Source organism: Methylobacterium sp. 1030 (assembly GCF_040544715.1).
GTDB lineage: Bacteria > Pseudomonadota > Alphaproteobacteria > Rhizobiales > Beijerinckiaceae > Methylobacterium.
In genome coordinates this window covers 333,675-359,608 of sequence record NZ_JBEPKM010000003.1, presented here as the reverse complement: position 1 = coordinate 359,608, position 25,934 = coordinate 333,675, and the positions used below count along the sequence as shown (strand labels likewise).

Below are 25,934 nucleotides of genomic sequence, written 5' to 3'. Positions count from 1 at the left end.
GCAGCACTTCAAGTGCCCATGATGAGAGAGAGGCGACTTGGATAGCCCGTTGTCGATGGCTACGTCTGGCTGGCAAATGACGTGAACAGGGTCGAGAAAGACCGTGAGGCTCGCGCCGCCGAGCGCCGCCTGAAGCGCGAGTGCGTACAGGGCGACCACCGCGATGGCCGCGCGGAAGACACGCCGTCGCGGGGCCTGCATGGGTGCGGGCGCTGTGCTCCTCGATCGCATCAGAATGCCAGCCGCATGCCGCCGACGAAGTTGCGCGGAGCTCCCGCGAACACCGAGCCGGTGGTGTTGGCCAGGACGCTCGCGCCGTTCTGCAGGCCGGAGGTTGCGCTGATCGAATTTGCGAGGTTCTGGGCCGAGGCGATGTAGGTCTTGTCGAAGACGTTCCGCGCCTCGAAGAACAGGTTCAACCGCTTGGCGTAGCCGACCAGCTCCGTCGTGTAGTGGACGTTCAGGTTCACTATGGCGTAGCCGGGCGCCTTCAGCAGGTTGGCGTTGTCGATGAAGAATTCGTCCTGGAACACCGTCTCGACATAGGCGCCCAGACCGGCCAACGGGCCTGTGGCCTGCTCGTAGCCCACGCGCGCGAGAAGCTGGTTGGCAGGCACGCCGGGGATGTGGTTGCCCGCGCGGTCGAACCGCCTGGTGAGGCTGCCGGCGCTGAGCTGCTCGACGTACTTGGTGTAGATCTGGTCGTCGAAGGTGTAGGCGGCGGTTGCTCGCCAGCCCGGCGAGAAAGCCCAGTCCGCCCCGACCTCGACGCCGCGATGCTCCGAGGCCGGTGCGTTGAAGGTGTAGCTTAGGAGGCCAGCACCGGGCGATTGCGTGACGAGCTCGTTGCGGAAGAACTCGTAGAAGCCCGTGACGCTGAATCGGACGCCGGGCAGCGGCGTCCAGTCGGCTCCGACGTCGAAGCCGAGGTTCTCCTGTGTCTGCAGCTGCCCGTTGTTGCCGGGCACACCGGCGGACGTGACGGTGAGGTTCGAGGCCGAAGGCGTGGCGTAGCCGGTGGCGACCCGACCCCGGAACTGCCAGTCTGTGTTGGGCCGATACACCAGCGCGAGCTCGGGCGCGACGTTGAGAAAGCTGCGGTCGAGGTTGGCTAGGGTGGTCGTGAAGCCGCCGGCGGCCGGGAAGCCATAGGTGATGTTGCGGCCGTTGATCGTGGTGTTCTCGGCACTGATTCCGGCCACCGCGATCCACTGCTCCGAGAGCTGCACCTCGATCCGCGCGCGCCCGCCGAGGTTGGCCTGCGTAGCCTCAAGATCGGCGGTCAGCGCGCCGAGCCGCGGGCCGCCGTAGGGCGCGCGATTGTAGGTTAGGCTGTGACTGTCCAGGGTGTTGTAGGCGAGCGCCACGTAGCCGGTCGCCGGAAGGCCGAACAGGTCGCCGCGCCGGGTCAAGTCGGTGAGGAAGTTGAAGCCTGGGAAATCACCGCGTCCTGAGCTCGTGTAGAAGGGTTGGTTGATCTGGCGGTCGTCGAACACGAGTTGGGTGCGCCAGGTCGTGAAGGCATCGAAGTCATGTTCCCAGCGTCCGCCCACGATGGTGCGCCGGTCGCCGCGAACGAAGGCGCCCTCGTCGGCGGTGACCGGCACGGTGGCGCCGTTCCGGCCGTTGAGAAGCAGGTTGTAGGTCACGCAGCCGGGGGCCGCCGCGGCGGCCGTGGCGCAGCCCCGCTGGAAGGGGTTGAGCCGGAACTGGTTGAGCGAGCCGCGCCCCGGCAGGTCGGTGGAGACCTCGTTGTTGATGATTTTCAGGGTGAAGCGGTCGTCCGTGGTCGGCGCGTAGGTGCCCAGAAAGTTGATGGTCTGGGTGTCGAATGAGTTGTGGCTGAGGAAGCCGTTGCCCCGCGTGTCGCTGGTGAACAGGCTGTACTCGAACGGGCCGCTGACCCCGCCGAAAGTGGCGTAGTTGTTGAGGTAGCCGAAGCTGCCGGCATCGACCCCGTACTCGACGCCGTTGATCTCGGAACCGCGGCGGGTGACGAAGTTCAGCGCCCCGCCCGTGGCGTAGTTGCCGAAGAACGGCGACTGCGGCCCGCGGAACACGTCGATGCGCGAGTAGGCGCGCGGGTCGACAAGGTCGAAGCGGGAGGAGCCGTCCGCCTGGGTAACGGGAAAACCGTCTTCCAGCACGACGAAGTTGCGCGAGACACCGGTGGCGCGGGCGTTGTTGCCGCGGATCGAGACGACGACGTCGCGAGGCCCGTTGCCCTGCCGCACGGTCACGCCCGGACTATTGCGCAGGATGTCCGCCACGGTCGTAGCGGCGCGGTTGTCGATGACGCCCTCGCGCCCGACGCTGGTAACGACCTCGCCGACGGGCTTGTCCAGCGGAGTCGGGGCGGAGACCGGCGGCAGGCCCGGCCCGGGAGCGCCGGCCGACGCGGCCAGCACCCCACCCGACGCGCCGTTGCCCTCCGCGGTAACGGAGATCTCATCCAGGGCGACTGCTTGGCCGGCGCCCTGGGCCTGTGCGGCGGTGATAGCTAGCGGGCTGGCGGCCAGGATCAGGCCGAGCGCACGGGCTCGATGGCCGGGGCGGCATTGAGACATGACGGACACTCGTCGAGGGACAGCAAGCGGATGCGAACGCTGCGACCGGGAAAGGGGATTAGAACTGGGGGCATCCGGGACGCGTTCGTCCCAGACCGGACAGATCAGGGCGCCAAGCGCGGTCGCAGGATCTGGATGACGAGGTCGACGACGATCATGCCGACGATGGCTAGGCCGGTCAGCGGGAAGAGAGCGCCGAGACCGAGCACGATCGCCGTCACCGTGGCGGCGACGCGCCTTCGCGGCCAGGGCGGGACGCCGAGGCGACCGGCAGGCCGGCGCTTCCACCACATCACCGCAGCCGTGACCGACAGCAGGATGGTGGCGAGGCAGAAGACGAGCATCGCGAGCTGGTTGGCACGACCCCAGTGCTCGCCCTTGTGGATGCCGATGCCGTACTGGATGGCCCGGGCGACGCCACCGAGGTCACCGAAGCGTACGTCGACGAGCGGCTTGCCGGTGTACTGGTCGAGGGAGATCATCCGCTGCGCGGTTACGTCCTTCGGGTAGGCCGCCGCCGCGTAGACGCCGGTCTCGCCGACCGGCAGCGAGATCTCAAAGCCGCGGGGCATTCCGAGACCGCGCAGGATCTCGACGGCGCGTGTGAGGCCGATGGCAGCGGTCGCACTCGGCTGCGAGACCGGCACTGGCGCATCTTCCATCGCCCAACCGGTGGTGGTGAGCATCTCCTGCATAGGCACGTTCGATACGGGCTTGTTCGCCCAAAGCGCGCGCGGTTGGCCGACGCCGGCCTCGTTGGACAGGATGCGGACCTGCTGGCCCCACCAGACCGACCAGGGCAAGCCGGTCGCGGCGAGGAAGAACAGGCCGGCGCCCGCGACCATACCCGTGACCGCGTGTAGATCGCGCCACCAGACGCGCTTGCGCGGCGTGCCGCGGACGCTGACGACGCCGCCGGTCTGCTGGCGTGGCCACCAGAGATAGGTGCCGGTGACCACGAGGATGATGGCGAACCCAGCCACGACCTCGATGACGCCGTTCGCGACCGTGCCGAAATACGCGAGGCTGTGCAGGCGTCGCACCACCATCATGAACTCGCTGTCGCGGTCCACCCGGTCAAGCACGTCGCCGTTGTAGGGGTTCAGGTAGACGAGGGTCCTGCGCGGCCCCTCGGCCATCGTCACCACGGCCGTGGCGGCTGGATCGGCGGGGTCGGCCAATGACACCGGCACCGCCGTCGGTACGGCTTCCGTAGCGTTGAAGAGCAGGATGTCCGGGCTGAGCGGGCGGCTCGCCTGTGGCGCCACCGCCGTTCGGTAGGCGAACAGGGTACCGTTGATCTCGTCCTTGAAAAGGTAGAGCGAGCCTGTGACGGACAGCAGGATCAGGAAGGGCAGGCAGAGCAGGCCGGCGTAGAAATGCCAGCGCCACACGGCGCGGTACACGGCATCCTGCGCCGGGTGCGCGACAGCAACGGCGGTGAACGCCGTCGCGTCGCCCTGGAGGGACTGTGACATGGGTGAGGTCCGGGTCTGAGCGATCTTGACGACGGATCGGTCAAACGGCCGGCGGACCTCGTGGGCTTACGGACTGTTGGGGGGGCGCACGCGCCTGAACCATGCCGGCGTCGCGCCAGGCCACGGGGGCTACCTGGGGTGGAGCCCAGGCCACCGTCGCGAACACCGTCAGCATTGGGTGGATCAGCTGCACGGCCTGGACCGCCGTGCAGCAGGCGTGTTGGTGGCAGGCAGGACCCTGATCACCGGATGAGCTCGAACCGTCGTGCTCGGCGCAGATTACACTGCCGAGCGGCGCAGCCGGCAACGGAACAAGGCCACCGAGGAAGGCTTGCAGCACGAGCGCGTAGAGCGCGATCATGGCGATGATCGCGCGGCCTTGGACCGTCCGAGGCAGGCACCCGCGCATTCATCCACTTACGGTTCAGGTAGACGCCGGGTCAATCTACCGAAGGGCCTTTCGCGCTGAGGAAAATCCAGAGAATGCCCGCGTGTGGCAACTAGGTGACCCCTCGTATCCATCAAGCCGGTGTCGAGTGTTGCCGCGTCACTTGTAGCCGAGGCGACTACCTACTGGGCCAGGAAAGGATGCGGCTTGAACCGTTTCTTGGACAACACTCGAATATCCGGTCTCAAGATACTGCCGGGCTCGGCCGCGCAGTGGCGATGGCTGCCTAGCTCCGGAAAACGCGCACGCGTGCGGTATGGAAACGGCCGCACTCGAATGACTTCGCTGATTGGTAACCAGACCGTCGCATGCCCAAGCTGATGGGTCTGACCCTAGAGGTACTTGAGCCAAGCGAGGTCGCGCCGCGACGCCCTGAGGCGCGAGAACCAAGCCGTCGGGAAGTAGAGGGGCGGCATCAACACCGCGTACCAGACCACGACCCACACGTAGTTGTCGATGCCGAACACAGTGTTCTGCGTCGCTCCCCAGATCGCGAACGCGCCGTGGTAGAGCAGCCGCACAACCGTCAGGTGAAGCAGGTAGAAGAAGAGCGGCGCACCGCCGAACACCGCCAGCGCGGCGACGGCCGGGCGGTCGCCCAGGCGTTCCAACACGACGAGCAGTAGTGCTCCGATCCCCAGCGTTAGGAGAAGGAACAGCAGCGAGGGCGGATACTTCGTCAGCGCGAAGAAGCTCATCGCGGTCCGCATGGCGCTGTCGTCGACGACGAACCAGGGCTTGTCGCCGTAGCCGTTCGCCAGACGCAGCAGCGCGAAACCGGCCAGCATCGTGATGCCGGCTGCAGCGAAGCGGCGCTCCCGCGTACCCGCGGCGACGCCGGGCAGGAACCACGGACCGATGGCATAGCCGAGCAGGATGACCCCGATCCAGGGAAGCACCGGGTAGGTCGTCTTAGCCACCAGACCGAATGGGAGCGCGATGACGTCGCGCTGGTGCAGCATGGCCCAGACGGCGAAGAAGGAATCATCGGGCCGGAGTTGGATCGGGTCGAGGAGGTTGTGACCGCAAACGAGCAGCATCCCGAAGGCGAGAAGAAACGACCGCGGCAGGCCGATCAGCGCGGCCAGGACGATCATGCACACGCCGATGCACCAGATCACCTGAAGCCACAGCGTCGGGCTGGCGACGCCCCAGTACAGCTCCGAGAGGTAGAAGACCTCAAACGCTATCAGGACGAGGCCGCGCTTCACGAGATAGGCGCGCGTTTCCCCCAGGGTGTGCCGGGTGCTGAACAGGTACGCGGCCACCCCCGTCAGCACGATGAAGATGGGCGCGCACAGGCTGACCGCGAGGCGGGCGAGATACAGGGCCGGCATGGCGGTCCTGGCATCCATCGGGTCGGCGACGGGCACGTGCAGGAACCAGGTCTCGCGCAGGTGGTCGAGGAGCATCAGCACCATCACCAGCCCGCGCAAGGCGTCGATAAAGGCGATGCGTCCGGTCCTGGCCGATTCCTCTGCCGTCGCCTCCAGAATGCCCGGATGCACGCCCATCAGAACCGCGCCGTCATGCTGACGATCACCCGCCGGGGCTCGCCGACGCCGACCCAGAAGGCGTTGTAGGAGCGCTCGTAGTAGGTCTCGTCGAAGATGTTATCGACGTTTAGCCCGAAGCGCAGGTTCTCGTAGCGGTAGTAGACCAGGGCGTCGGTCAGCACGTAGCCCGGGAGCCGGAACCGCTCGTTGCCGCTGTCCCCGAGACGCGAGCCGACGGCCCGGACGCCTCCGCCGAACCCAAAACCCTTCCAGTCGCCGGCCTGGACCTCGTAGACGCCGAGCAGGCTGCCGGAGTGGCGCGGGATGTTGAGGAGCGGCGAGCCGACCCTCAGGACCTCGTCGCGGGTCACGGCGGCGTCGATGAAGGCGTAGCCCCCGATCACACGAAACTCCGGCGTTACCTGTCCGACGAAGCTCAAGTCGAAGCCCTGGCTGCGCACCGCCCCGGCGGCGATCTGGAAGAAGAAGTCCCTCGGGTCGGTGGTGAGGACATTCTCCTTCTCGATGTGGAAGGCCGCTCCCGTCACGCTCAAGCCCGTGAAGAGGTCGAGCTTGACCCCGGCCTCGTAGCCGAAGCCGGTCTCGGGGGCGAAGGGGCGGGTCGCGATGTCGAAGCCGGTATTGGGCCGGAACGAGGCCGCCACGTTGCCGTAGAACGAGAGGAAGGAGAGCGGCTGGTAGACGAGACCCGCACGCGGTGAAAAGCCGGTCCGGTCCTGCTCCGTGCGCTCGTTGCTGACCTTGTCGCGGAAGGTCTGGTTGTAGAAGTCGGTCCGGTTGCCGAGGAGCAGCTTCCACTCCGGACTAAGCGCGATCTGGTCCTGCACGTAGACGGCGGTGTTCCCGACGTTCTCGCTCGCGCTGTAGCGCCGCGTGATGGGCGGCTTCGGCTGGCCGTAGACCGGGTTGAACAGGTCGATGGCGAACGGGTCGAGCCGCGGCGTCGAGCGCAGCAGGTTGTCGGTGCTGTTGTAGCGCTCGTGCTCAAGGCCGAGCAGCACGGTGTGCGCGAACGGCCCGGTGGCGAAGTGCCCGACGAGTTCGGCCTGACCGATGGCCACGCCCCAGGTAAAGTCGTGCCGGCGGAACTCGCGCAGCAGGGTGCGGCCGTCGTCGAGGAGGCCGGTCGCGCCGGTCTGCAGGCCGGTCAGGCTGCCGGTGTTGAAGTGGCCGGCAACCCTGAGCTGCCAGTCGGCATTGAAGGCGTGATCCAGGCGGATCTGCAGGATCCCGGCTTCTGACACCGAGTCGTCGCCCGGCTCACCGAAGAATCGCGAACGCGGGACGAGGCCCAGGCGGTTGTTCACCGCGACCGTCCCGCGGTCGAAGGTCTGACGGTTGCGAAGGTACTGCGCCTCGACGGTGAGCTTGGTATCTGGGCTGATCAACCAACTCACCACGGGCGCGACCAGGACGCGGTCGCCGTCGACGAAATCGCGAAAGCTGTCCTGCCGGGCGAGCGCGCCGTTGAACCGGTAGAGGACGGTGCCCTCCTCGTTCAGCGGTCCGCCGGCGTCGACGGTGGTGCGCGCCGTGCCGAAACTTCCGAACAGCGTGCCCATCTCGACGAAGGGCAAGGCGACGGGCTGCTTAGTGAGGATGTTGATGGTGCCGCCCGGATCGCTGCGCCCATAAAGTGCCCCGCTAGGTCCTTTAAGCACCTCGATGGACTGCACGTTCTGGGTGTCCGGCGCGCCATTGTATCCGCGGGCGATGTTGAAGCCGTTGAAGAAGATGTCCTGGGTGGCGAAGCCGCGCACTGAGTAGAGCGCGAGGTTCTGGGCTCCGAAATCGTTCTGCTTGCCGACGCCCGGCACGTAGTCGAGGGCGCGCTCGACGCGCGTGGCGGCGGTGTCCCGCAGGACCTCTTGAGGCACGACGTCGACGTGCTGAGGCAGCGAGAGACGCGGCGTGACCGTCTTAGTGCCACTGTAGAGGTCCTTGACCTGGTACTTGGGGGCGGCCGTGTAGCTACCCTCGACCGAGAGCGGGTCGAGAACGACCGATGCCGGGGCGGTCTCGGCTCGTGGGCTCTGGGCGGTGGTTGGGGTCACCCCCTGGAGGGCGAGCGCGAGCGACGCGACGGACGCGCGAAGCCACCATTGCGGAGCGGGACGGGACACGGGCCTGGGACCTCGGGACGGCTGTGGCACGTCACCGCGAACGAGGCCTCGGCGCCTACCTCACCGGGCGGCGCTTCAACACCCGCCAGGACACCCCGCCCGACGCGTTTCGCGTGTGACCACGGCTGACGGCAGGTCTCCTGGCTCACGGGTCATCGCCCTCGCACCGTCTTCCCGGGGCTTGACCCAGTGACATGGTGGTGAAGGACTCACCGCTTACAGTTGCGGGGGCAGCCACGGCATCGGGCTGTCACCCTCACCGCGTTCCCTTTTGATCCCCGAGGGGAACCGTCACTGCTCAGCTACAGCCTCACGAACTCGTGAGTCAACGCGAGCGTCGTAATAGCGCCGCCGTGACGCCGGCTTTGGCGTTTGGCCAGCTCCTGCAATGGGTCGAACGACCGCTCTTTGGGTTTGATGCTTCAAAGCCGATTGGCCGGAAACCACCCTAAGCCGCCGTTCGGCTCCCAACCCAACCTAGAGCTGCGCCCGAGCGTGTTGGGACGGCTCGGGCTCTGAGACGTTGAGGGGTGAAGGAGCATGCCGATGCCTTCACCGTTGTCCGTCGATCTACGCCAGCGTGTCGTCTCCGCCATTTCGGAGGGGGCCTCCTGTCATCAGGCGGCAACCCGGTTCGGTGTCAGCGTGTCCAGTGCCAGTCGCTGGTCGGAACAGTTCCGCCAAGATGGGCAGCTCACGCCCAAGCCGTCGGGTGGCGATCATGCCTCGCACCGGATCGAGGCGCAGGCCGAACTGATCCTGACGACCTACGAGGCGCAGTCGGCGATCTTCCTGCACGAGTTGCGCGACGCCTTGGCCGAGCGCGGCGTGCAGACCAGCACGAGCAGCTTGTCCCGCTTCTTCGCCCGGCACGGCATCACCCGTAAAAAGGGGCGATCCACGCTGCCGAGCAGGCGCGCGAGGACGTAAGGGCCGCTCGCGAGGCTTGGTTCGAGAACCAGGACGCCCTCGATCCCGACAGGCTGGTCTTCCTCGACGAGACGGCTGCGGCCACCAACATGGCGCGCCGCTACGGTCGAGCCCCGCGCGGTGAGCGCTGTCGCCTCGCCGTCCCGCACGGACACTACAAGACCACCACCATCACCGCCGCCCTGCGCAGCGATGGGCTGTGTGCCACCACCCTGTTCGACGGCGCCACCAACGGCGCACGCTTCCGGACCTACGTCACCGACACGCTCGTGCCCGTGCTCAGGCCCGGCGATACCGTCATCCTCGACAACCTGCAGGCCCACAAGGTGACGGGTGTGCGCGAGGCCATCGAGGCTGCCGGTGCGAGTTTGCTCTACCTTCCGCCCTACAGCCCGGATTTTAATCCAATCGAGCAGATCTTCGCCAAGTTGAAGGGCCTGCTCCGAACCGCGGCGGCCCGCACTGTCCCAGACCTATGGCACACCATCCGGCAGGCCTTCGCTCGCTTCACAGCCCACGAATGCCGCAACTGCATCGCTGCCGCCGGTTACGATACCGACTTGGCCGTTGCTACCTGAGCGGGCACGGCTCTAGCCGTGCGGACGGCCATCGAAGCGTCGTGAAAGCAGCCACTGAACCGCACCCCGTTTTGACCGGACAGGCGGCATAGCTCACGAAGGCATAGGCGTTGGCCTATGGGTAAGGCTATGTCATCCGATCCGACCGCCCCGCCGGTGCACGGCGAGATCATGACCGGCGTTCAGCGTCGCCGGCGCTGGTCCACCACCGAGAAGATCCGCCTCGTCGAGGAGAGCCAGCAGCCCGGCTCGTCCGTGTCGTTCGTCGCTCGCCGCTACGGCCTCTGGCCCAGCCTGCTGTTCTCGTGGAAGCGGCGCATGCTGGAGGGCGGCCATCAGGCCGTGCACGCCGACGAGGAAGTCGTTGGAACCAGCCGCGTGCGCGAGCTGGAGCGGCGCATGCGCGACCTCGAACGTCTGCTCGGGCGCAAGACCATCGAGGTCGAGATCCTGAAGGAGGCGCTCGACCTCGCGCGCACAAAAAAACCGACCTCGCCGCTCAGCTCCTGGGGCGGTTCGACAGGCGGTTCGCGGTGAAAGCGGTCGCCGACACGCTCGGTGTAGCCCGCTCCCACCTGGCCGAGCGCCTAAGTCGACCTGTTCGGCCGCGCGGCCTCTACCACAAGCCCGAGGATGCACGGCTGCTGCCGACGATCCGCGCGATCGTCGATGCCCGCCCGAGTTACGGCTATCGCCGCGTCACCGCACTGGTGAACCGGGCACTGCACTCGCGCGGCGAAGCGAGCGTCAACGCCAAGCGGGTGCTGCGCATCCTGCGGGCGAACGGGCTCACCCTCGCGCCGCACACCGCCCATCGTCCCGGCCGCACCCACAACGGCACTGTGGTGGCGTTGCGCTCGAACGTGGAGCGGGTAGCTCGGATCACCTCGAACTGCGCTGCCGGGACGGTGCGGTCGTCCGCGTGCTGTTTGCCATCGACGTGTGCGACCGCGAGATCATGGCGTGGTCGGCGACCACGACGGGCGTCTCGGCCGAGATGGTCTGCAACCTGATGATCGCCTGCTGCGAGCGCCGGTTCGGCGCGACGAAGACCCCGCACCCGGTCGAGTGGCTGTCCGACAACGGCGCCGCCTACATCGCCAAGGAGACAGCACAGACGGCCGCCGCGCTCGGCCTACGGCTGCTGTTCACCCCGGTGCGTTCGCCGCAGAGCAACGGCATCGCGGAGGCGTTCGTGAAGACGCTCAAGCGCGACTATGCCCGCCTGGCCATCTTGGCCGACGCCGAGACCGTGATGCGGCTTCTGCCGGCTTGGTACGAGGACTACAACACGATCTACCCGCACTCCGGCCTGCGCATGCTCTCACCCCAAGAGTACCTCAGCCGGAGCGCCTAAACCCGCCCCGCTGCCTGTCCGGTCAAACAGGGTGCACTCCACCAAGGCCCAGACGGCCGTGCTCAACGCGCACGGAGGTCCTGACCGGATCCTCGGTGCAGGGAGAGCCAGAGGCCGTCAGGTGGTTCGTCCCGACCCACGATACATAGGAGAAAGCCCGGCATCTCGTGCGCCGATCGCCTAACGATGTCCTCGATGCTCGCGAGATCCCGTGGGGAGGGCGACGGCGTATTCTCAGGGTGCGTATGCCAGTCTCCAAGGTAGTCGAGCCCCCGCGCGTAGAAAGCGGCGATCTCGCGCTGCTCACGCCCCCGGTCCGGCACGAAGCGAAGGCGGCACCTCCGGTCGCGGCGGTTCGGCCCCGTCGCATGGGTGACCTTCCACCGCTTTCGTCCGGCGCGACCGAACAGTTGGCCACCGGCCTCCCGGTGGAAGAGGCGGGTTTGACGATGAGCGGCGAAGACTGACAGCGGACCAGCCTCGACTTGCACTTCGATCCCGTCCACTTCGAAGACAAGCGTCCCGTTCACGGTTCCGCCCACGGCCCGACCTGCATCTGTCCGAGGGGACCTGGGATCCCTCGCGCGGCGACCCAATCGTCCGTCCAGCGCCCGCCGGCGTCGGCGAGAGCCGCCGCGTCGGTCAACCAAGACCACCAGGTCGTTTCCACCGACCGGCCCCTAAGGAAGTCGATCGCGAGGCGCGCCGACAACATCTCGGCTTGGGCGAGCTCGACGGCGCCGAACGGTGAAGCGGACGCTCCGCATTCGGCAGGGATCGGTTTGTCGCTGATCGAGGCAGTGATCCCGGGGTTTCCAGCCTCATCGTAGCCAGCCCTGTAGGAGTGGCCGGGCATGATCAAGACAGCGTGGGCGGCGAGTGCGTGTGCCTCCATCCACGCGTAGAGGACTGGGATCCCGCCGGCCTGCGTCACGAACTGGTCCAGGGCGCAGTTCGCGGACCAATCCGCCGTGCAGGCGAGCACCAAGTCCACGCCTGCCAGCGCACCTGGATCCCGCGCCAACAACCCCTCAATCGCGACATCGAGCGCCCGGACGGAGCCGATATCCGGGTTCTCGCGCGCGAGTGTCCGTCCGAGCGCCGTTGCCTTCGGCATCCCGACGTACTCCGCCCCGAGCCGATGTCGGCGGATGTTCTCCCAGCCCAGCGTCTCGGGGTCCACGAGCACGATGTGACCGATCCCGGACTTCGCGAGAAGCCGGGCCACGCCCGAGCCGAGTGCGCCGCAACCTACCACCGCTACCCGTGCGGCCGCGAGCCGATCATACTCTTCATACGGCAGGCGCGTTGTCGAGGCATCAAGTGCGTCCGTGGCGAGGCGGGTGACCCGCATGCGGGTGCAGTGAGCCTCGGCGGTCATGCTACAGCGTACGTAACCCTGCTCAATCAGCCGACGGTTCACCGGGCGGCCCCCAGCTTCCGTGGGACGCGCGAGCATCAGGCCGACCGCGTGGCGACGGCCGGAGGGCGCGGTGCCAGCCAGGACCACCAACAACCCTTTAGGCGTCTGACCAAGGAGATCCTCAAGGAGCTTCGTCCCACCCGTCGACCGAGAGGCGACGAGTTCCCAAAGTTCGGCCCCCGTGGAGGGGTAAAGATCCGGGTGGGGGAGTTCGTCGAGGATGACGAGAGCACCCTGCCGCACCTTTGTCCTGTCCGTGCCGAAGCGATGCCACCACCACTTTCGCAGAGCGCCCGGGGTGTCGAAACCGTAGACAGCGGGACCCGCCGCAGTCCACGCGATGGGGCGCGAAGCGTCCGCGTCGCGTAGGAGCAGCCGCGCACGGTAGCCGCCGTCCGCCGCATGTCCCCAATAGAGGCCGAAATCCTCCTCAAAGTCGCGGTCCTCCGAGCCAGCAGTTATGGCGCGCAGGAGGCTGCGGGCCTCACGGAGCGCCGCGGCCACGGCGGCTTGCGGGTCGGATGGCACCGCGGGGTTCCGCAGGCACAATCGTCCGCGCCCCTCGACGTGCGGCATTGCCCGCCGTTCGCCGCATAGGTGAACCTTGGGCGCCGAGTAGGGGAATGCAGCGTCAACGACCACCACCAGTTCCCGCCCGAGGGTCGAGACGACCCACGCAGCGGCACCCTCGGGCACGAGCGGGTCGCCCGGGGGCAAACGTCCCCGGAAGGAGGTGCCGAGCTTGGCGAACCACCTGTCGGCGAGCGCTACAGCATCCACCGGGAGCGGGTGGACGTGGACAGTCATGCGTAGCCTTGGCCTCCGACTTTGATGGTGGGCCCGCGGTTGGTCTTCCTATCCAACTCGTCCTCGTCGTCTGGATCGGGCTGGTTGGCGAACCAGTCGGAAAGGAAAAATTTGTCCCAGGCCTTCATGGCCTGCTCGTGCGTGCAGTTCGGATCGTCGAGCACGTCGAGCAGGGGGAGCTTGTCGCCAAGCTTCTTGCGCAGGAACTTCGCCTTCGCGCTGCCCACCGGCAGGATGTTCTCGTTCAGGGTCGGGTGCGCCACCCAATCCTTCCACACGAGGCGATCTTTGACTGCGCGGAGCACGTTGCGAAGCGCGACATCGTCGCGGTCCACGCTCTCCACGAAGTGGTCCGAGACGAGCCGCGATAAGGCGAACCCCCCGGCGATCTTACCACTCCAGTGGGGACGGCTGCGCGCGAAGGCCTTCACAAGACGGACGACGCGCACAAACTGTCCCTTGTCGCCATCCTTAGATGAGTCGCCGCTCGTGTCCTCGTTGCGCCTGTTGAACCACTTGGTCACGTTCAGCGCATCGGATTCCTTCCAATCGGCACTTGCCAACTCGTACTTGTCCGTGATTTGGCCCGTATACGGGTGCTTCGTTCGGGTACGACGGTAGACTGGAACGTCAACGTGGTAGCTGTTGGGCTTCGCATACTGGATGCGGACGCAGTTGTTCCTGACCTCCGGTTTCTCGCTGAAGCGCTTGTCCTGAAGGGCGTCGCAGACCATTTGGCGCGCGGCGAGCGCAGACATCACGCCGCCGTTCGGGCCGACGAGGTCCTCCTGGGCGAAGTAGACCCCGTCGTCGACGTCGTAATCTCCGTCGTCGTTCTGGATCATCGTCCGCATGGCGTAGGATCCCTGCGTCGCCGAACCGACCGGCGTCGGCTTTCCATCGCGGGCTAAGCCGTTCCGCAAACGGTTGCGGTTCGACTTGGCCTTGCCGAAAATGTCCCTGCGGCCTGTTGCGTCCATCCAGACGCGGTCGCCGTGGAAACGGCGAAGCTGTTCGTTTGTGTCCCTCGTCACAACGCACTCCAATCCACGCCCGTCGCCGGCATAGCCGGCAGATCCATCATCAGCGCTCTCACCATTCGACCGTCGGCGTTGTTCGGGTCGTCGCAGGCGCTCTTCGTCACGTCGGCATCGGAGTTCGCCTGCTGGATCAGACGATCCACGGCCGCCTTTCTCGCGTCGTCGAGGGCGAGGAATGGCATCATCTCTGCCGGCACATCCTTTTTGGGAAAGCGCAGCGTCCGCACTGGCCTGCCCGCTTGCGTCAGGATGCCGGCAAAGAACCGCGCCATGTTGTCGAAAGCGAACTCCTGCGCGGTGATGCTGAGGGGGGCCACGTCTGCCCCGAGCTTCCATTTCAGCATCGAGCGGTGGACCTCGCGCTCGGTGAGGTGCTCGCCCTCGGGGCGGGAGCAAGTGCCGAGCGAGAACACCTCGATGGGCTGTCCCGGCGGCGCGACCGCCAAGGCGTCAATCATGCCAACCAGGATCGGGTTGTTCGCCCATAGGCCGCCGTCGGCGAAGATCTGCTTGAGCCCGTGCTTGGCCATGGGGTCGTCGATGGCCGCGAGAGAGCGGTAGATGGGTGCAGCGCTCGACGCCATGCAGACGTCCACCAACGGGTAGAGATCGTCTCGCGGGCCGCTCTTCGGCGTCTTCTTGAAAACCCAGGAACGATGGGTCTTCATCGCCACGGTCGGCACCGAAAGCGAGATCCCCCGACGCTCATAGACATCGATTACGCGAAGCTCGCCGAGCACGCCGACAAGGGCTTCCCGCAAGGCGCCGTCGCCGGCTCGCACTACCGTGTCGCCAAGCAGGAGAGCGCGGTAAAGCGCGCTCAGAACGCCTTTGATGCGGTGGGGAAAGATGTGACGCCCGTTCTCCCTGTAGAGTTCGACGACCTCATCCAACGGCTTTCCAATGGCCAAGGCGCAGGCGACGATGGCACCTGTGCTCGTACCAGTGATGAGGTCGAAGCCCTTGCCGAGATCGAGTGCTTCCTCGCCCCTGATACTCGCAAAGTAGCTGGTCAAGCGGTTCAGAAACTCGGCGGTGTAGACACCTCGCATCCCGCCACCGTCAAGACTTAGTACGCGGTACGGTCGCATCGCCGTCTTGGGTAGAGCAGCGGCGGGCCGCTTTACATTATCCATCTTGGACACCTTCCACCCTTTCTGGGCTATAGCTAAGCTTGATCCCGTTTTGTTCTTTGAAGCATCCGGCGGCGGGCTACGCCCGCCGCCATGTTGGTGCTCGTTAGATCAGTCTCTCAGTCGTTTTCCCGGTTAAGACCGCCAGTGATACTCGCGGACTGATGCAGTTCAGGGCCCTGTAGCCGCAGCGAGCTAGCTGACGGCCGAACAAATTTGGCAAGTTGTGCCTCTCGGCGGCGGGCCTTTGAGAAGCAAAAGTGATCACCTTTTGCCTCACGCTACATTTATCGTACGAGCCGTCGGCGTATCAGGAGCACCCTGTCGTCGAACCGCAGGTGTCGCACTTCAGGCAGGTGCCGTTGCGGACCAGCGTGAAGTTCGCGCATTCCGGGCAAGCCTCGCCGACATAGCCCTTCATCTTCGCCTCGGCCCGCCGGTCTGCGACGCTCCTCTCCGCCTTGGCGAAGGGGAGGGTGTCGGCGATCGTCTCGGCCTGACCGGCCACCGCAGGCTCCGCCTTCAGCGCCGTGCTGCCGCGGAGCGCGTGGACCGTGCCGCCGGCAGGCGCCGACTGGCCGGCGCTCGCCGCACCGACCCCGAGGCTGGCACCGGCCGGGCCACCCTGGATCAGGGTGAGCCGGTCAGCCGAGCCGCGCAGCAGGCCGCGGGACACGACCGAGGAGGCCGGCGCGGGCTTCGGGCCCTCGCGGGTCGTGTCGCCGCTCTCGCCGCCGCCGATCACCGTGCCGCCGATCTCGGCGGGGCTGACATGGGCGAGGTCGGCGCGGCCGAGATACGAGACCGCCAGCTCGCGGAACACGTAGTCGAGGAGCGAGGTCGCGTTCTTGATCGCGTCGTTGCCCTGCACGAAGCCGGCCGGCTCGAACCGCGTGAAGGTGAAAGCCTCCACGTATTCCTCGAGCGGCACGCCGTACTGGAGGCCGAGCGAGATCGCGATGGCGAAGTTGTTCATCAGGCTCCGGAAGGTCGCGCCCTCCTTGTGCATGTCGATGAAGATCTCGCCGAGGCGGCCGTCGTCGTACTCGCCGGTGCGCAGGTAGACCTTGTGGCCGCCCACCACCGCCTTCTGGGTGTAGCCCTTCCGGCGGGCCGGCAGCTTCTCGCGGGAGCGGATCCGCTCGACGCGCTCGATCACGCGCTCGACGATCTTCTCCGCGGCGGCGGCGGCCTTGGCGGCGGCCGGCGCCTGGATCAGGGCCTCGATCCCCTCATCGGCCTCGTCTTCGTCATCCGAGATGAGCGCCGAGTTGAGCGGCTGCGACAGCTTCGAGCCGTCGCGATAGAGGGCGTTCGCCTTGAGGGCGAGGCGCCAGGACAGCAGGTAGGCCGCCTTGCAATCCTCGACCGTGGCGTCGTTCGGCATGTTGATGGTCTTGGAGATCGCCCCCGAGATGAAGGGCTGCGCTGCCGCCATCATGCGGATGTGGCTCTCGACCGAGAGGTAGCGCTTGCCGATCCGACCGCACGGGTTGGCGCAGTCGAAGACCGGGTAGTGCTCGAGCTTCAGGCCCGGCGCGCCCTCCAGGGTCATAGCCCCGCAGATGTGGGTGTTGGCGGCCTCGATCTCCTTCTTGGTGAAGCCGAGGAACGGCAGCAGCTCGAAGGTCGGGTCCGACAGCTTCTCCGCGGGGACCCGGAGGGTCTGCGTGAGGAAATCGTCGCCGAGCGTCCAGCGGTTGAACACGAACTTGATGTCGAAGGCCGACTTCAGGCCCTTCTCCACCGCGGCGATCTTCTCGTCCGTGAAGCCCTTGGCGCGCAGCGTCGTCGGGTTGATGCCCGGCGCCTGACCCATCGAGCCGTGGCCGACCGCGTAGGCCTCGATCTCGGCGATCTCGGATTCGCGGTAACCGAGCGCCCGCAGGGCGTCCGGAGCGGCCTGGTTGATGATCTTGAAGTAGCCGCCGCCGGCGAGCTTCTTGAACTTCACCAGGGCGAAGTCGGGCTCGATGCCGGTCGTGTCGCAATCCATCACGAGGCCGATCGTGCCGGTCGGCGCGATCACGGTGGCCTGGGCGTTGCGGTAGCCGTGCTCCTCGCCGAGCTTCAGCGCCCGGTCCCAGGCGGCGCGGGCGTGGTCGCCCAGATCCGCCTGCGGGATGTTGGCGTGGTCGAGGGCGACCGGCGCGACGTTGAGGAACTCGTAGCCACCGGCCTCGCCGTGGGCGGCCCGGCGATGATTGCGGATGACCCGCAGCATCGCGTCGGCATTTTCGTCGTAGGCCGGGAAGGTGCCGAGTTCCGCGGCCATCTCGGCCGAGGTGGCGTAGGCGACGCCGGTCATGATCGCCGTGAGCGCGCCGGCGAGCGCCCGGCCCGCGTCGGAATCGTAAGGAAGGCCCATGGTCATCAGCAGGCCGCCGATATTGGCGTAGCCGAGACCCAGCGTCCGGTAGCGGTAGGAGAGTTCCGCGATCTCCTTGGACGGGAACTGCGCCATCATCACGGAGATCTCGAGCACCACCGTCCAGAGGCGGTTGAGGTGCTCGAAGGCCTCCACGTCGAAGCGCTTGGTGTCCCGGTCATACATCGTCAGCAGGTTCGCCGAGGCGAGATTGCAGGCGGTGTCGTCGAGGAACATGTACTCGGAGCACGGGTTCGAGGCCCGGATCCGCCCGCCCGCCGGGCAGGTGTGCCAGTCGTTCATCGTGGTGTTGAAGTGCAGGCCCGGGTCCGCAGAGGCCCAGGCGGCCTCGCCGATCCGCTCCCACAGGTCGCGGGCCTTCAGAGTCTTTGTGACCTTGCCGGTGGTGCGGGCGGTCAGCTGCCAGTCGGCATCCGCCTCGACGGCGCGCAGGAAGTCGTCGGTCAGCGAGACCGAGTTGTTGGAGTTCTGGCCGGCGACCGTGAGGTAGGCCTCCGAATCCCAGTCGGTATCGTAGACGGGGAACTCGATCTTGGTGAAGCCCTGGCGGGCGAACTGCACCACGCGCTTGATGTAGGAATCCGGCACGGAGGCGCGGCGGGCGGCCTTGATCTCGCGCTTGAGCGCCGGGTTGCGCTCCGGATCGAAGCAGGCATCGCCCTCGGCCTCGCACTGCGTGCAGGCCTTCATCACCAGGGTCAGGTGCTTGGAGACGACCTTCGAGCCCGTCACCAGGGCGGCGACCTTCTGCTCCTCCTTCACCTTCCAGTCGATGAAGGCCTCGATATCCGGATGGTCGATGTCGACGATCACCATCTTGGCGGCGCGCCGCGTGGTGCCGCCCGACTTGATCGCGCCGGCCGCCCGGTCGCCGATCTTCAGGAAGCTCATCAGGCCCGAGGACTTGCCGCCGCCGCCGAGCTTCTCGTTCTCCGAGCGCAGCATCGAGAAGTTCGAGCCGGTGCCGGAGCCGTACTTGAACAGGCGCGCCTCGCGCACCCACAGGTCCATGATGCCGCCATCGTTGACGAGGTCGTCCTGGACCGACTGGATGAAGCAGGCGTGCGGCTGCGGGTGCTCGTAGGCCGAGGCCGACTTGGTCAGCACGCCGGTCTGCGGGTCGCAATAGTAGTGGCCCTGGCTCGGGCCATCGATGCCGTAGGCCCAGTGCAGGCCGGTGTTGAACCATTGCGGCGAGTTCGGCGCCACCATCTGGCGGGCCAGCATGAAGCGCAGCTCGTCCATGAAGGCCGAGGCATCCTCCTCCGACGAGAAGTAGCCGCCCTTCCAGCCCCAGTAGGTCCAGCAGCCGGCGAGCCGGTCGAAGACCTGCGTGGCGGAGGCTTCGGAGACGAAGCGCTCGTCCTCGGGGATCTCGGCCAGGGCCGCGTCGTCCGGCACCGAGCGCCAGAGGAAGGAGGGGACCGCGTTCTCCTCGACCTTGCGCAGCCGCGCCGGAACGCCCGCCTTGCGGAAGTATTTCTGCGCGAGAACGTCGCTCGCGACCTGGCTCCAGCTCTCCGGCACGTCGATGCCGTCGAGGCGGAACACGACCGAGCCGTCCGGGTTGCGGATCTCGCTCAGGGCCTTGCGGAAGGGGATCCCGGCGTAGGGCGATTGTCCGGCCGTGGTGTAGCGACGCTCGAACCGCATGAAACACACCTCTCCCGTCGGGACACGAGGGTCCCGGCCCCGCGCGACGCGGGGTCTAGCCCGATAGTGGGATTCGCGGCCGACCACGCCCGGCTGAGAGACGTGCCTCGGTCCCGCGAACGAAAATTAGGAACGGCCGCCCCTGCCCAACGCACCACTTCCGCGGGGCGCGACCGATGCAGGGAGATTACCGCCGCCTTCACTCTCACGTCAACAAGTGGTGTTCGACGGCCTTGTTCCCCGCTAGATGTTGTGCCGGCTCGCAAAAGCCTGTGGATATCGTCCCGGGCCGGGATAAGTGTCCTTCCGGCTTTCGGGAATCGGATCGGGAAAATTTTAGATTCACAACCCTAGGGAGCGGAGCCGGCGGATGGCCGGAACCGGAGGCCGAAAGCGCGGGCCGAGCGTTGCCCCGGGGCGACACTTCCGTCATGCGGCTGGACTCACACGCGCGCGGTCACCATAACGGCGCCGACGAGCGCCCTCGCGGCGCGCCACGATTCCGGGACCGGCGATGGCGCTGAAGGACACTTTGCTGCGCATCTTCACGTGGTGGAACGGCCAGACCGTCTCCGTCGCGCTCCAGACCGCGCGCACCGGCATCTTCGTCGGCGAGGACGAGTTCGGGAACAAGTACTACAAGGCGGAGGGCGCGCTGATCGACCGCTCGGTGGGCTCGGAGCGCCGCTGGGTCGTCTACAACGGCTACGCCGACGCCTCGAAGGTGCCCCCCGGCTGGCGCGGCTGGCTCTGCCACAACGTCGACGTCGCGCCGAGCGAGGAGACCTACCAGCCGAAGGCGTGGCAGAAGCCCCATATCGAGAACCAGACCGGCACCGCGAACGCGTATAGGCCGGCGGGCTCGCAGCTCTCCTGGGGCCAGCGGCCGGCCGCGACCGGCGACTACGTGTCCTGGACGCCGGGCGAGTAGAGCCGCGACCCGTCGCGGAGCCGGCGCCCTTTTGCCGCCACCGTTCCGGTGTTCATGACGGGTCAATCCCGATCGCCCGCCGCGCACCCGTTGGCGCGGCCGGTCACCCTCGTCCAGGGGTCCGAGCCTTGAGCCGCATCATCGCCCTCGCACGCCGCGCGCTCGCCCCCGGCCTCGCGCTCCTCGTCTGCGCCGGCCCCGCCGCCGCCGACAAGATCAAGAACCCGACCGCGGTGTTCTCCGGCCTCGACAAGATCACCGGCCGGATCGTCAATTTCGAGGTGGCGGTCGACGAGACCGTGCAGTTCGGCGCCCTGCAGCTCACCCCGCGGGTCTGCTACACGCGCCCGCCGACCGAGAGCGCCAAGACCACGGCGTTCCTCGAGGTCGACGAGGTCACCCTCGACAACAAGTACCGCCGGATCTTCACCGGGTGGATGTTCGCGTCGAGCCCCGGCCTGCACGCGATCGAGCACCCGATCTACGACGTGTGGCTGGTCGACTGTAAGGGCGGCAGCGACGTGATCGCCGAGGCCAAGGAGCAGGAGGACGTCCCGGCCGTGGCGGCCAAGCCCGAGAAGGCGAAGCGCCCCGGCAAGGACGCGACCAAGACCGCCCAGCAGCTCAATGCCAACGGGCAGGTGGACGTGGAGGCGCCGCGCGGCGTGCCGGTGCAGCCCCGCCAGAAGCCCTCGCGCAAGTTCTTCCCGTCGAACGAGGGGCCGGCGCCGGCCCCGCCGCCGCAGCAGCAGCCGCAGAACCTGTTCGACGCGCTGTTCCGCTGACGCCGCCCGCGGGCGGGTCGTCGCCTCAGGCGACGTTGAGCCGTCGCCCGCGATTCCACGCCAGGAACGGGACGCCGGAGAGCAGTCCGGCGAGCGCCGCGCGCGTCTGGTGGCAACCGTTCACCGACACCCGGGGCAGGGCCTGGAGGTGCGCGGCGTGCTCGGCGAAGAGGTGGCCGGGCCGCGTGGTCACGGCCGTCGCGAAGCCCATCTCCCGCGCCAGGGCGAATTCCCGCGGGCCGGCGGAGGTCGGATCCCCGACCGGGTAGGAGAGGTGCCGCACCGGCCGCCCGAGTTCCGTCTCGATCCGCGCGCGCCCCTCGGCGATCTCGCGCGCCGCGATCGCGGGAGCGTGCTTGGCGAGCATCGGATGGCTGACCGTGTGGGCGCCGACGGTGACGGACGGGTCGGCGGCGAGGTCGCGCAGTTCCGCCCAGGACAGGCACAGATCGGCGGCGAGGCGTCCGGGTGGGAAGCCGGCCTGCCGGCAGAGGGCCGCGATCCGGTCGAGGAGGTCCGCCTCGTCCCCGCGCCGCAGGTCGCGGTACAGGGCTTCGAAGGCCAGCGCCTTCTCCTGCGGGCTTCGCGCCGGAAGGTCGAGACTCCGCGCGCCGACGTCGATGCGCACCCGGTCCAGGCGCGCGATCGCCTGCTCCAGCTCGATCCACCAGAGCCGCCCGGCCTGGTCGGCGAAGCCGCTGGTGACGAACAGGGTCCACGGCGCGCCGTGGCGGGCCAGCACGGGACGGGCGTGCTCGACGTTGTCGCGGTAGCCGTCGTCGAAGGTCAGGACCGCGAAGGGCGGCCCGTAATCCGGTTCGGCCAGCCGCTCCGGCACCGAATCGAGACCGATGATCTCGAAGCCGCGGGCATCGAGCTCGCGCAGGGTCAGATCGAGGAACTCGGGGGTGATGCCGAGCAGGCGGTTCGGCGCGAAGGCCGGGACCGGGTCGGGGCTGACGTGGTGGAAAGTGAGGATCACGCCGAGGCCGCGCGCCGCGGGGCTGAGCCAGCGGTCCGCCCCGAGCGCCTGGATCGCGCGGAACCCGGACGCGAAGACCCGATGCTTGGCACGCGACGACAGCATGGCCCTGAACCGTTCGGGCCCGCGGCCCAGCTCGGCACAGCCTTGGCTCGCCCGGGTAAACAAAGCCGAAAGCATGCGTGGCCGCGGAGAAAGCAAGCTATCATTAGCCACGACTGTTCTTTGACGGACCGTCCGGCGCCGGTATCGCGCCATCATCGATCGGAGTGACGGGCTGTTCAGCCGCTTGCCGTCAGGGTTTGCGCGGCACGGGATCGCGCGCGGTCCCCGGGAGATCGGGTCATGGCGGTCGGTGTCCACGTAGCGGGAACGGACATGGTCGATTCGCGCAGCGCCGGGGGGCTCGTCGCGGAGGTCATCCCCGATCTGACCGCGGCGGAGGCGCTGTGGCGGCGCCTGGAAGCCGATCCGGCGAGCCTCGGCACGCCGTATCAGCGGTTCGACTGGATCAGCGCCTACCTGCGGGCGACGGGACTGGCCGAGCGCGCGCGCGTCGCGGTCCTGCGGGATGACGACGGACGGCCGCGCATCCTCGTCCCGTTCACCCTGAGCCGGGAGCACGGGCTGCGCCTCGCGCGCACGGTCGGCGGCACGCACGCCAACTATCACATGCCGCTCTTCGCCACCCGCGACGCGGCGGCCATCGGGCCCGGCAGCATCGTCGCCGCGCTGATCCGCGCCGGCCGCGCTGAGGGGATCGACGCCTTCGCGCTCAAGCACCAGCCCCGGATGTGGGACGGGGCAGCGAACCCGCTCGCCGCGACCGGCGAGGCGGAGGCCAGCGACGGCTACGGCCTCATGCTCGGGCCGGATCCGGAGGCGACCGTGCGCCGGGTTTTCAGCGCGGACGCCCGGAAGAAGCTGCGCTCCAAGGAGAAGCGCCTCGTGGAGGCGCACGGCGCGATCGTCTACCGCCGCGCCGAGTCCGCCGACGAGGCGGCGCGCCTGCTGGCGGCGTTCTTCGCGCAGAAATCGGCCCGCTTCGCCGGCATGGGCGTGGCCGACCCTTACGCCGATCCCGCGATCCGGTCCTTCCTGACGGCCGCGTCGACCGGCGCAGAGCCCGCCGTGGAGCTGTACGCCCTGTGTCTCGCCGAGAGCGGCCGCGTTCTCGCCACCTTCGGCGGTGCCGTCAGCGACCGACGGTTCAGCGGCATGATGACGGCGTTCGACGGCGACCCCGAGGTCGCCCGTTACAGTCCCGGCGACCTTCTCCTGCAGCATCTCGTGCGCGACCAGACCGCCCGCGGCCGGCAGGGCTTCGATCTCGGCGTCGGCGAGGCGCGCTACAAGGCCAGCATCTGCGACGAGACGATCAGCCTCGTCGAGACGATCATCCCGGTCACCCTGCGGGGCCGGGCCTACGGCGCCCTGCGCCGGGGCCTGACGCGGACGAAACGGCGGATCAAGCGCGACCCGCGCCTCTACGCCGCCCTCAAGCGGCTCCGCACCTTGCGCCGGTCCTGATCGGCGCGCGGCCTAGGCGGCGTTGAGGCGCAGCTCCGCCCGCGCCTCCTCGACATCGGACGCGGCTGGGCGATCCTGCGCGACCAGGATCTGCCCCGCGCCGGCCTCCTCGGCGAGGGCGTAGAGGTCGGCCAGCGCCGGATCCTCGGCATCGGCGTTCGACGCGATGACGACGCTGTCCATGAAGCCGGCCACGAGCTCGAGGAGGTCGACGGCCCCCGGCGCGGCGTGGAGCCGGAAGACCACCCAGTCGTAGGCCTCGGCCATGGCCTCGAAGGTCAGGGCCAGGGCATCGGGCTCGTCGAACAGGACGGTCGACTCCAGCAGCCCCGCCTCGATCCGATGCTGGCCGCCGTCCCGGCGTGCCTGGATCACGTCGAGGAACGCGGCCTCGCCGGCGATGAGGTCGGCGAAGCCGAGCCGCGCCGTGCCGTCGTTCGGCAGGTTCAGGTCGACGGCGACGAGGCTCCCCTCGCGACCGAGGGCGCGGGTCAGGGCCTCGGGCAGCGTCGGGACGCCGCGACGGGCTTCGGTCTCGACGATCAGGACGCGGCGACCCGCCTGCGCCTCCGGTGCGCGGGGCGCCGCCGCGATGCGCGCGACGAGCGGCGCGAGATCGAACGTGTCGGGGGAGCGGAGCGCCGTGGCCGCGGCGGGCGCCGCCGACGCGGCGGCAGCCGCGCCCGACGCCTCGGACCAGCGGGCGGCCGGCGTCGCCTCCGGGAAGGTGAAGGACGGTCGATCCAGCACCGGCTCGCGGCGCCGCCGATCGTCAGCCGGATCGCCGTCGCGGTCGCCGGCGGCGCGGCCGGACTCGGCCAGCAGCGCGCTGGCGATGACCCCGCCGACCGAGAGCATCAGCGTCAGCAGCGTCGCGAAGGCGACGATCGGCAGCTTCTTCGGGAAGGACGGAACCTCGGGCGTCACCGCGCGGGACACGATGCGGGCGTCAGCTGGGGTCGCGGCCTCGCCGTCGCGCGCCGCCGCCTCGCGGTAGCGGCCGAGATAGGATTCGAGCTGCTCGCGCTGCGCCTTGGCCTCGCGCTCCAGCGCGCGGAGCTGGATCTCGCTGGCGTTGCCGCGGACGACGACGTCCTGCTGGCCGTCGACGGCGGCCTGGAGGCTCTCGACCCGGGCGCCCGCGATCTTGGCGTCGTTCTCCATCGTGCGCACGACGCGCTCGGCCGAGGCCTTGATCTGGGCGTCGAGGTCCTCGAGCTGGGCGTGCAGCTCCTTGATGCGCGGGTGAGCCGGCAGGAGGGTCCGCGACTCGAGGGCGAGCTGGGCGCGCACGGAGATCCGGTTCTCGACGATCCGGCGGATGACCTCGTTGTTGGCGACGTCGGGAATCTCGAAGGCGCGCCCGTCCTTGATCAGGTCCTTGATGGCCTTCACCTTGCCGTCGAGGTCGGCCTTCAGGCTCCGCGCCGCGGAGAGCTGGCTCGACAGCTCTCCGAGCTGCTGGGCGTTGAGCGGCCGCCCGGCCAGGCCGGTGCTGCCTACGAGGCCGTTCTTGGCGCGGAACGCCTCGACCTTGGCCTCCGCCTCGGCGACGCGCTTGCGCAGCCCGTCGATGTTGCCGCCGAGCCAGGTGGAGGCGTAGCGGGCGGTGTCGACCTTATCGGCCTCCAGCGAGCCGATGTAGAGCTTGGCGATGGTGTTGGCGGCCTCGGCCGCGAGCTTCGGATCCTTCGCGCGGAACTCGATCGTCAGGATGCGCGACTTGCCGGCAGGGAAGACCAGGAGGTGGTCGAAGTAGGCGTCGAGGACCCGGTCCTCGGCGGGGCGGTCCAGGGGATTGGGACCGATGCCGAGCATCATCAGCACGCGCTGCACGGCGCCGATGCTGCCCGCGCCGGGATCGAACTCGGCGTTGCCGACGAGCTTGAGTCGGCGGATCGCCTCGCGGGCAAGATCGCGGGACATCACGACCTGCACCTGGCTCGCCACCGCCTGCTCGTCGATCGGCGCGAGCTGGTCGCCGCGCTCCTGCGCGGTGCGGGCGAAGGCCGGGTCGCGGCTCTCGAGGAGCACCTTCGCCTCGCCGGTGTAGCGGGGGCTGACCACGTTGACGAAGACGCTCGCGCCCAGGGCGACCACCAGGGTCGGCCCGACGATCCAGCCGATCGAGCGCCGCAGGATCCGCGGCAGCTGCGCGAGGCCGAGGCCTTCCTCGGCGCGCGGCTGGGATCCGGGCACGGCGTAGATCGAGCGTTGACGGATCGTGGACATGCGGACGCTCTGAACGCGGAGACAGGCCGGG

16 protein-coding genes, 1 pseudogene and 1 riboswitch are annotated in these 25,934 nt (G+C 68.1%); of the genes and pseudogenes, 5 read left to right on the top strand and 12 right to left on the bottom strand.

From position 1 onward, the window contains the following. Nucleotides 1–230: 230 nt before the first annotated feature. From ABIC30_RS06220 to ABIC30_RS06200, 5 genes are all read right to left on the bottom strand, one after another. A complete protein-coding gene (locus ABIC30_RS06220) occupies nt 231–2,567 on the bottom strand; it encodes a TonB-dependent receptor family protein (RefSeq protein WP_354454415.1) in 2,337 nt (778 codons plus the stop codon). Nucleotides 2,568–2,671: 104 nt separating this feature from the next. Next, nucleotides 2,672–4,045 carry a PepSY-associated TM helix domain-containing protein gene (locus ABIC30_RS06215; protein ID WP_075381786.1) on the bottom strand — a complete coding sequence of 458 codons (1,374 nt, stop codon included), beginning with the start codon at nt 4,043–4,045 and terminating at the stop codon, nt 2,672–2,674. Nucleotides 4,046–4,085: 40 nt separating this feature from the next. Next, nucleotides 4,086–4,406, bottom strand: a complete 321-nt coding sequence (locus tag ABIC30_RS06210; protein ID WP_354454413.1) for a hypothetical protein — start codon at nt 4,404–4,406, stop codon at nt 4,086–4,088. Nucleotides 4,407–4,825: 419 nt separating this feature from the next. Further along, the gene (locus ABIC30_RS06205) at nt 4,826–6,007 is read right to left on the bottom strand and encodes an acetyltransferase domain-containing protein (RefSeq protein ID WP_354454411.1); all 1,182 of its coding nucleotides are present in this window, start codon (nt 6,005–6,007) and stop codon (nt 4,826–4,828) included. After that, a complete protein-coding gene (locus ABIC30_RS06200) occupies nt 6,007–8,133 on the bottom strand; it encodes a TonB-dependent siderophore receptor (protein WP_354454410.1) in 2,127 nt (708 codons plus the stop codon). Before ABIC30_RS06200 ends, ABIC30_RS06205 begins: the two co-directional genes overlap by 1 nt. Before the next feature lie 113 nt (nt 8,134–8,246). Continuing rightward, a riboswitch (cobalamin riboswitch) is annotated at nt 8,247–8,441 on the bottom strand. Nucleotides 8,442–8,679: 238 nt separating this feature from the next. Here ABIC30_RS06200 and ABIC30_RS06195 point away from each other — a divergent pair. Together ABIC30_RS06195 and ABIC30_RS06190 are read left to right on the top strand one after the other, a co-directional pair. Next, nucleotides 8,680–9,641 (top strand): IS630 family transposase gene (locus tag ABIC30_RS06195; RefSeq protein WP_089231886.1). Its coding sequence is split into 2 segments (ribosomal slippage): nt 8,680–9,031 and nt 9,031–9,641, totalling 963 coding nucleotides; the frame shifts between segments, so codons are not numbered across the junction. Between the two features lie 117 nt (nt 9,642–9,758). After that, nucleotides 9,759–10,998, top strand: a pseudogene (locus tag ABIC30_RS06190) (IS3 family transposase). 62 nt (nt 10,999–11,060) lie between these two features. Here the strand turns inward: ABIC30_RS06190 and ABIC30_RS06185 are convergent. From ABIC30_RS06185 to ABIC30_RS06165, 5 genes are all read right to left on the bottom strand, one after another. Continuing rightward, on the bottom strand, nt 11,061–11,489 hold the full coding sequence (locus ABIC30_RS06185; RefSeq protein WP_354454466.1) for a Mov34/MPN/PAD-1 family protein: 429 nt from the start codon (nt 11,487–11,489) through the stop codon (nt 11,061–11,063). Between the two features lie 35 nt (nt 11,490–11,524). Then, on the bottom strand, nt 11,525–13,228 hold the full coding sequence (locus ABIC30_RS06180; protein WP_354454407.1) for a ThiF family adenylyltransferase: 1,704 nt from the start codon (nt 13,226–13,228) through the stop codon (nt 11,525–11,527). Then, nucleotides 13,225–14,262 (bottom strand): cyclic GMP-AMP synthase DncV-like nucleotidyltransferase, encoded by a 1,038-nt coding sequence (locus ABIC30_RS06175; protein ID WP_354454405.1) that lies wholly within the window; start codon nt 14,260–14,262, stop codon nt 13,225–13,227. The genes ABIC30_RS06180 and ABIC30_RS06175 overlap by 4 nt, the downstream gene beginning before the upstream one ends. Continuing rightward, on the bottom strand, nt 14,259–15,359 hold the full coding sequence (locus tag ABIC30_RS06170; protein ID WP_354454464.1) for a patatin-like phospholipase family protein: 1,101 nt from the start codon (nt 15,357–15,359) through the stop codon (nt 14,259–14,261). Before ABIC30_RS06170 ends, ABIC30_RS06175 begins: the two co-directional genes overlap by 4 nt. A 352-nt stretch (nt 15,360–15,711) precedes the next feature. After that, nucleotides 15,712–19,443, bottom strand: a complete 3,732-nt coding sequence (locus ABIC30_RS06165; protein WP_020091665.1) for a vitamin B12-dependent ribonucleotide reductase — start codon at nt 19,441–19,443, stop codon at nt 15,712–15,714. 514 nt (nt 19,444–19,957) lie between these two features. On the opposite strand from ABIC30_RS06165, the gene ABIC30_RS06160 reads away from it, so the two are divergent. Beyond that, nucleotides 19,958–20,374, top strand: coding sequence for an NADH:ubiquinone oxidoreductase subunit NDUFA12 (locus ABIC30_RS06160; protein WP_020091666.1), 417 nt, complete (start codon nt 19,958–19,960; stop codon nt 20,372–20,374). Nucleotides 20,375–20,502: 128 nt separating this feature from the next. Next, on the top strand, nt 20,503–21,159 hold the full coding sequence (locus ABIC30_RS06155) for a DUF2155 domain-containing protein (protein ID WP_020091667.1): 657 nt from the start codon (nt 20,503–20,505) through the stop codon (nt 21,157–21,159). 25 nt (nt 21,160–21,184) lie between these two features. On the opposite strand, the gene ABIC30_RS06150 is transcribed toward ABIC30_RS06155, so the two are convergent. Continuing rightward, the gene (locus tag ABIC30_RS06150; RefSeq protein ID WP_020091668.1) at nt 21,185–22,246 is read right to left on the bottom strand and encodes a polysaccharide deacetylase family protein; all 1,062 of its coding nucleotides are present in this window, start codon (nt 22,244–22,246) and stop codon (nt 21,185–21,187) included. A gap of 273 nt (nt 22,247–22,519) precedes the next feature. On the opposite strand from ABIC30_RS06150, the gene ABIC30_RS06145 reads away from it, so the two are divergent. After that, nucleotides 22,520–23,671, top strand: coding sequence for a GNAT family N-acetyltransferase (locus ABIC30_RS06145; RefSeq protein WP_020091669.1), 1,152 nt, complete (start codon nt 22,520–22,522; stop codon nt 23,669–23,671). Between the two features lie 12 nt (nt 23,672–23,683). Here ABIC30_RS06145 and ABIC30_RS06140 read toward each other — a convergent pair whose 3' ends face one another. Further along, entirely contained in the window at nt 23,684–25,903 is a 2,220-nt protein-coding gene (locus ABIC30_RS06140) for a GumC family protein (protein WP_354454402.1), read from the bottom strand. Nucleotides 25,904–25,934 lie beyond the last annotated feature (31 nt).

What these genes read in the sequence shown, in the direction of transcription:
- ABIC30_RS06220 (WP_354454415.1), bottom strand. Translation starts at nt 2,567, where the DNA reads ATGTCTCAATGCCGCCCCGGCCATCGAGCCCGTGCGCTCGGCCTGATC.
- ABIC30_RS06215 (WP_075381786.1), bottom strand. Translation starts at nt 4,045, where the DNA reads ATGTCACAGTCCCTCCAGGGCGACGCGACGGCGTTCACCGCCGTTGCT.
- ABIC30_RS06210 (WP_354454413.1), bottom strand. Translation starts at nt 4,406, where the DNA reads ATGATCGCGCTCTACGCGCTCGTGCTGCAAGCCTTCCTCGGTGGCCTT.
- ABIC30_RS06205 (WP_354454411.1), bottom strand. Translation starts at nt 6,007, where the DNA reads ATGGGCGTGCATCCGGGCATTCTGGAGGCGACGGCAGAGGAATCGGCC.
- ABIC30_RS06180 (WP_354454407.1), bottom strand. Translation starts at nt 13,228, where the DNA reads ATGACTGTCCACGTCCACCCGCTCCCGGTGGATGCTGTAGCGCTCGCC.
- ABIC30_RS06170 (WP_354454464.1), bottom strand. Translation starts at nt 15,359, where the DNA reads ATGCGACCGTACCGCGTACTAAGTCTTGACGGTGGCGGGATGCGAGGT.
- ABIC30_RS06165 (WP_020091665.1), bottom strand. Translation starts at nt 19,443, where the DNA reads ATGCGGTTCGAGCGTCGCTACACCACGGCCGGACAATCGCCCTACGCC.
- ABIC30_RS06160 (WP_020091666.1), top strand. Translation starts at nt 19,958, where the DNA reads ATGGCGCTGAAGGACACTTTGCTGCGCATCTTCACGTGGTGGAACGGC.
- ABIC30_RS06150 (WP_020091668.1), bottom strand. Translation starts at nt 22,246, where the DNA reads ATGCTGTCGTCGCGTGCCAAGCATCGGGTCTTCGCGTCCGGGTTCCGC.
- ABIC30_RS06145 (WP_020091669.1), top strand. Translation starts at nt 22,520, where the DNA reads ATGGTCGATTCGCGCAGCGCCGGGGGGCTCGTCGCGGAGGTCATCCCC.
- ABIC30_RS06140 (WP_354454402.1), bottom strand. Translation starts at nt 25,903, where the DNA reads ATGTCCACGATCCGTCAACGCTCGATCTACGCCGTGCCCGGATCCCAG.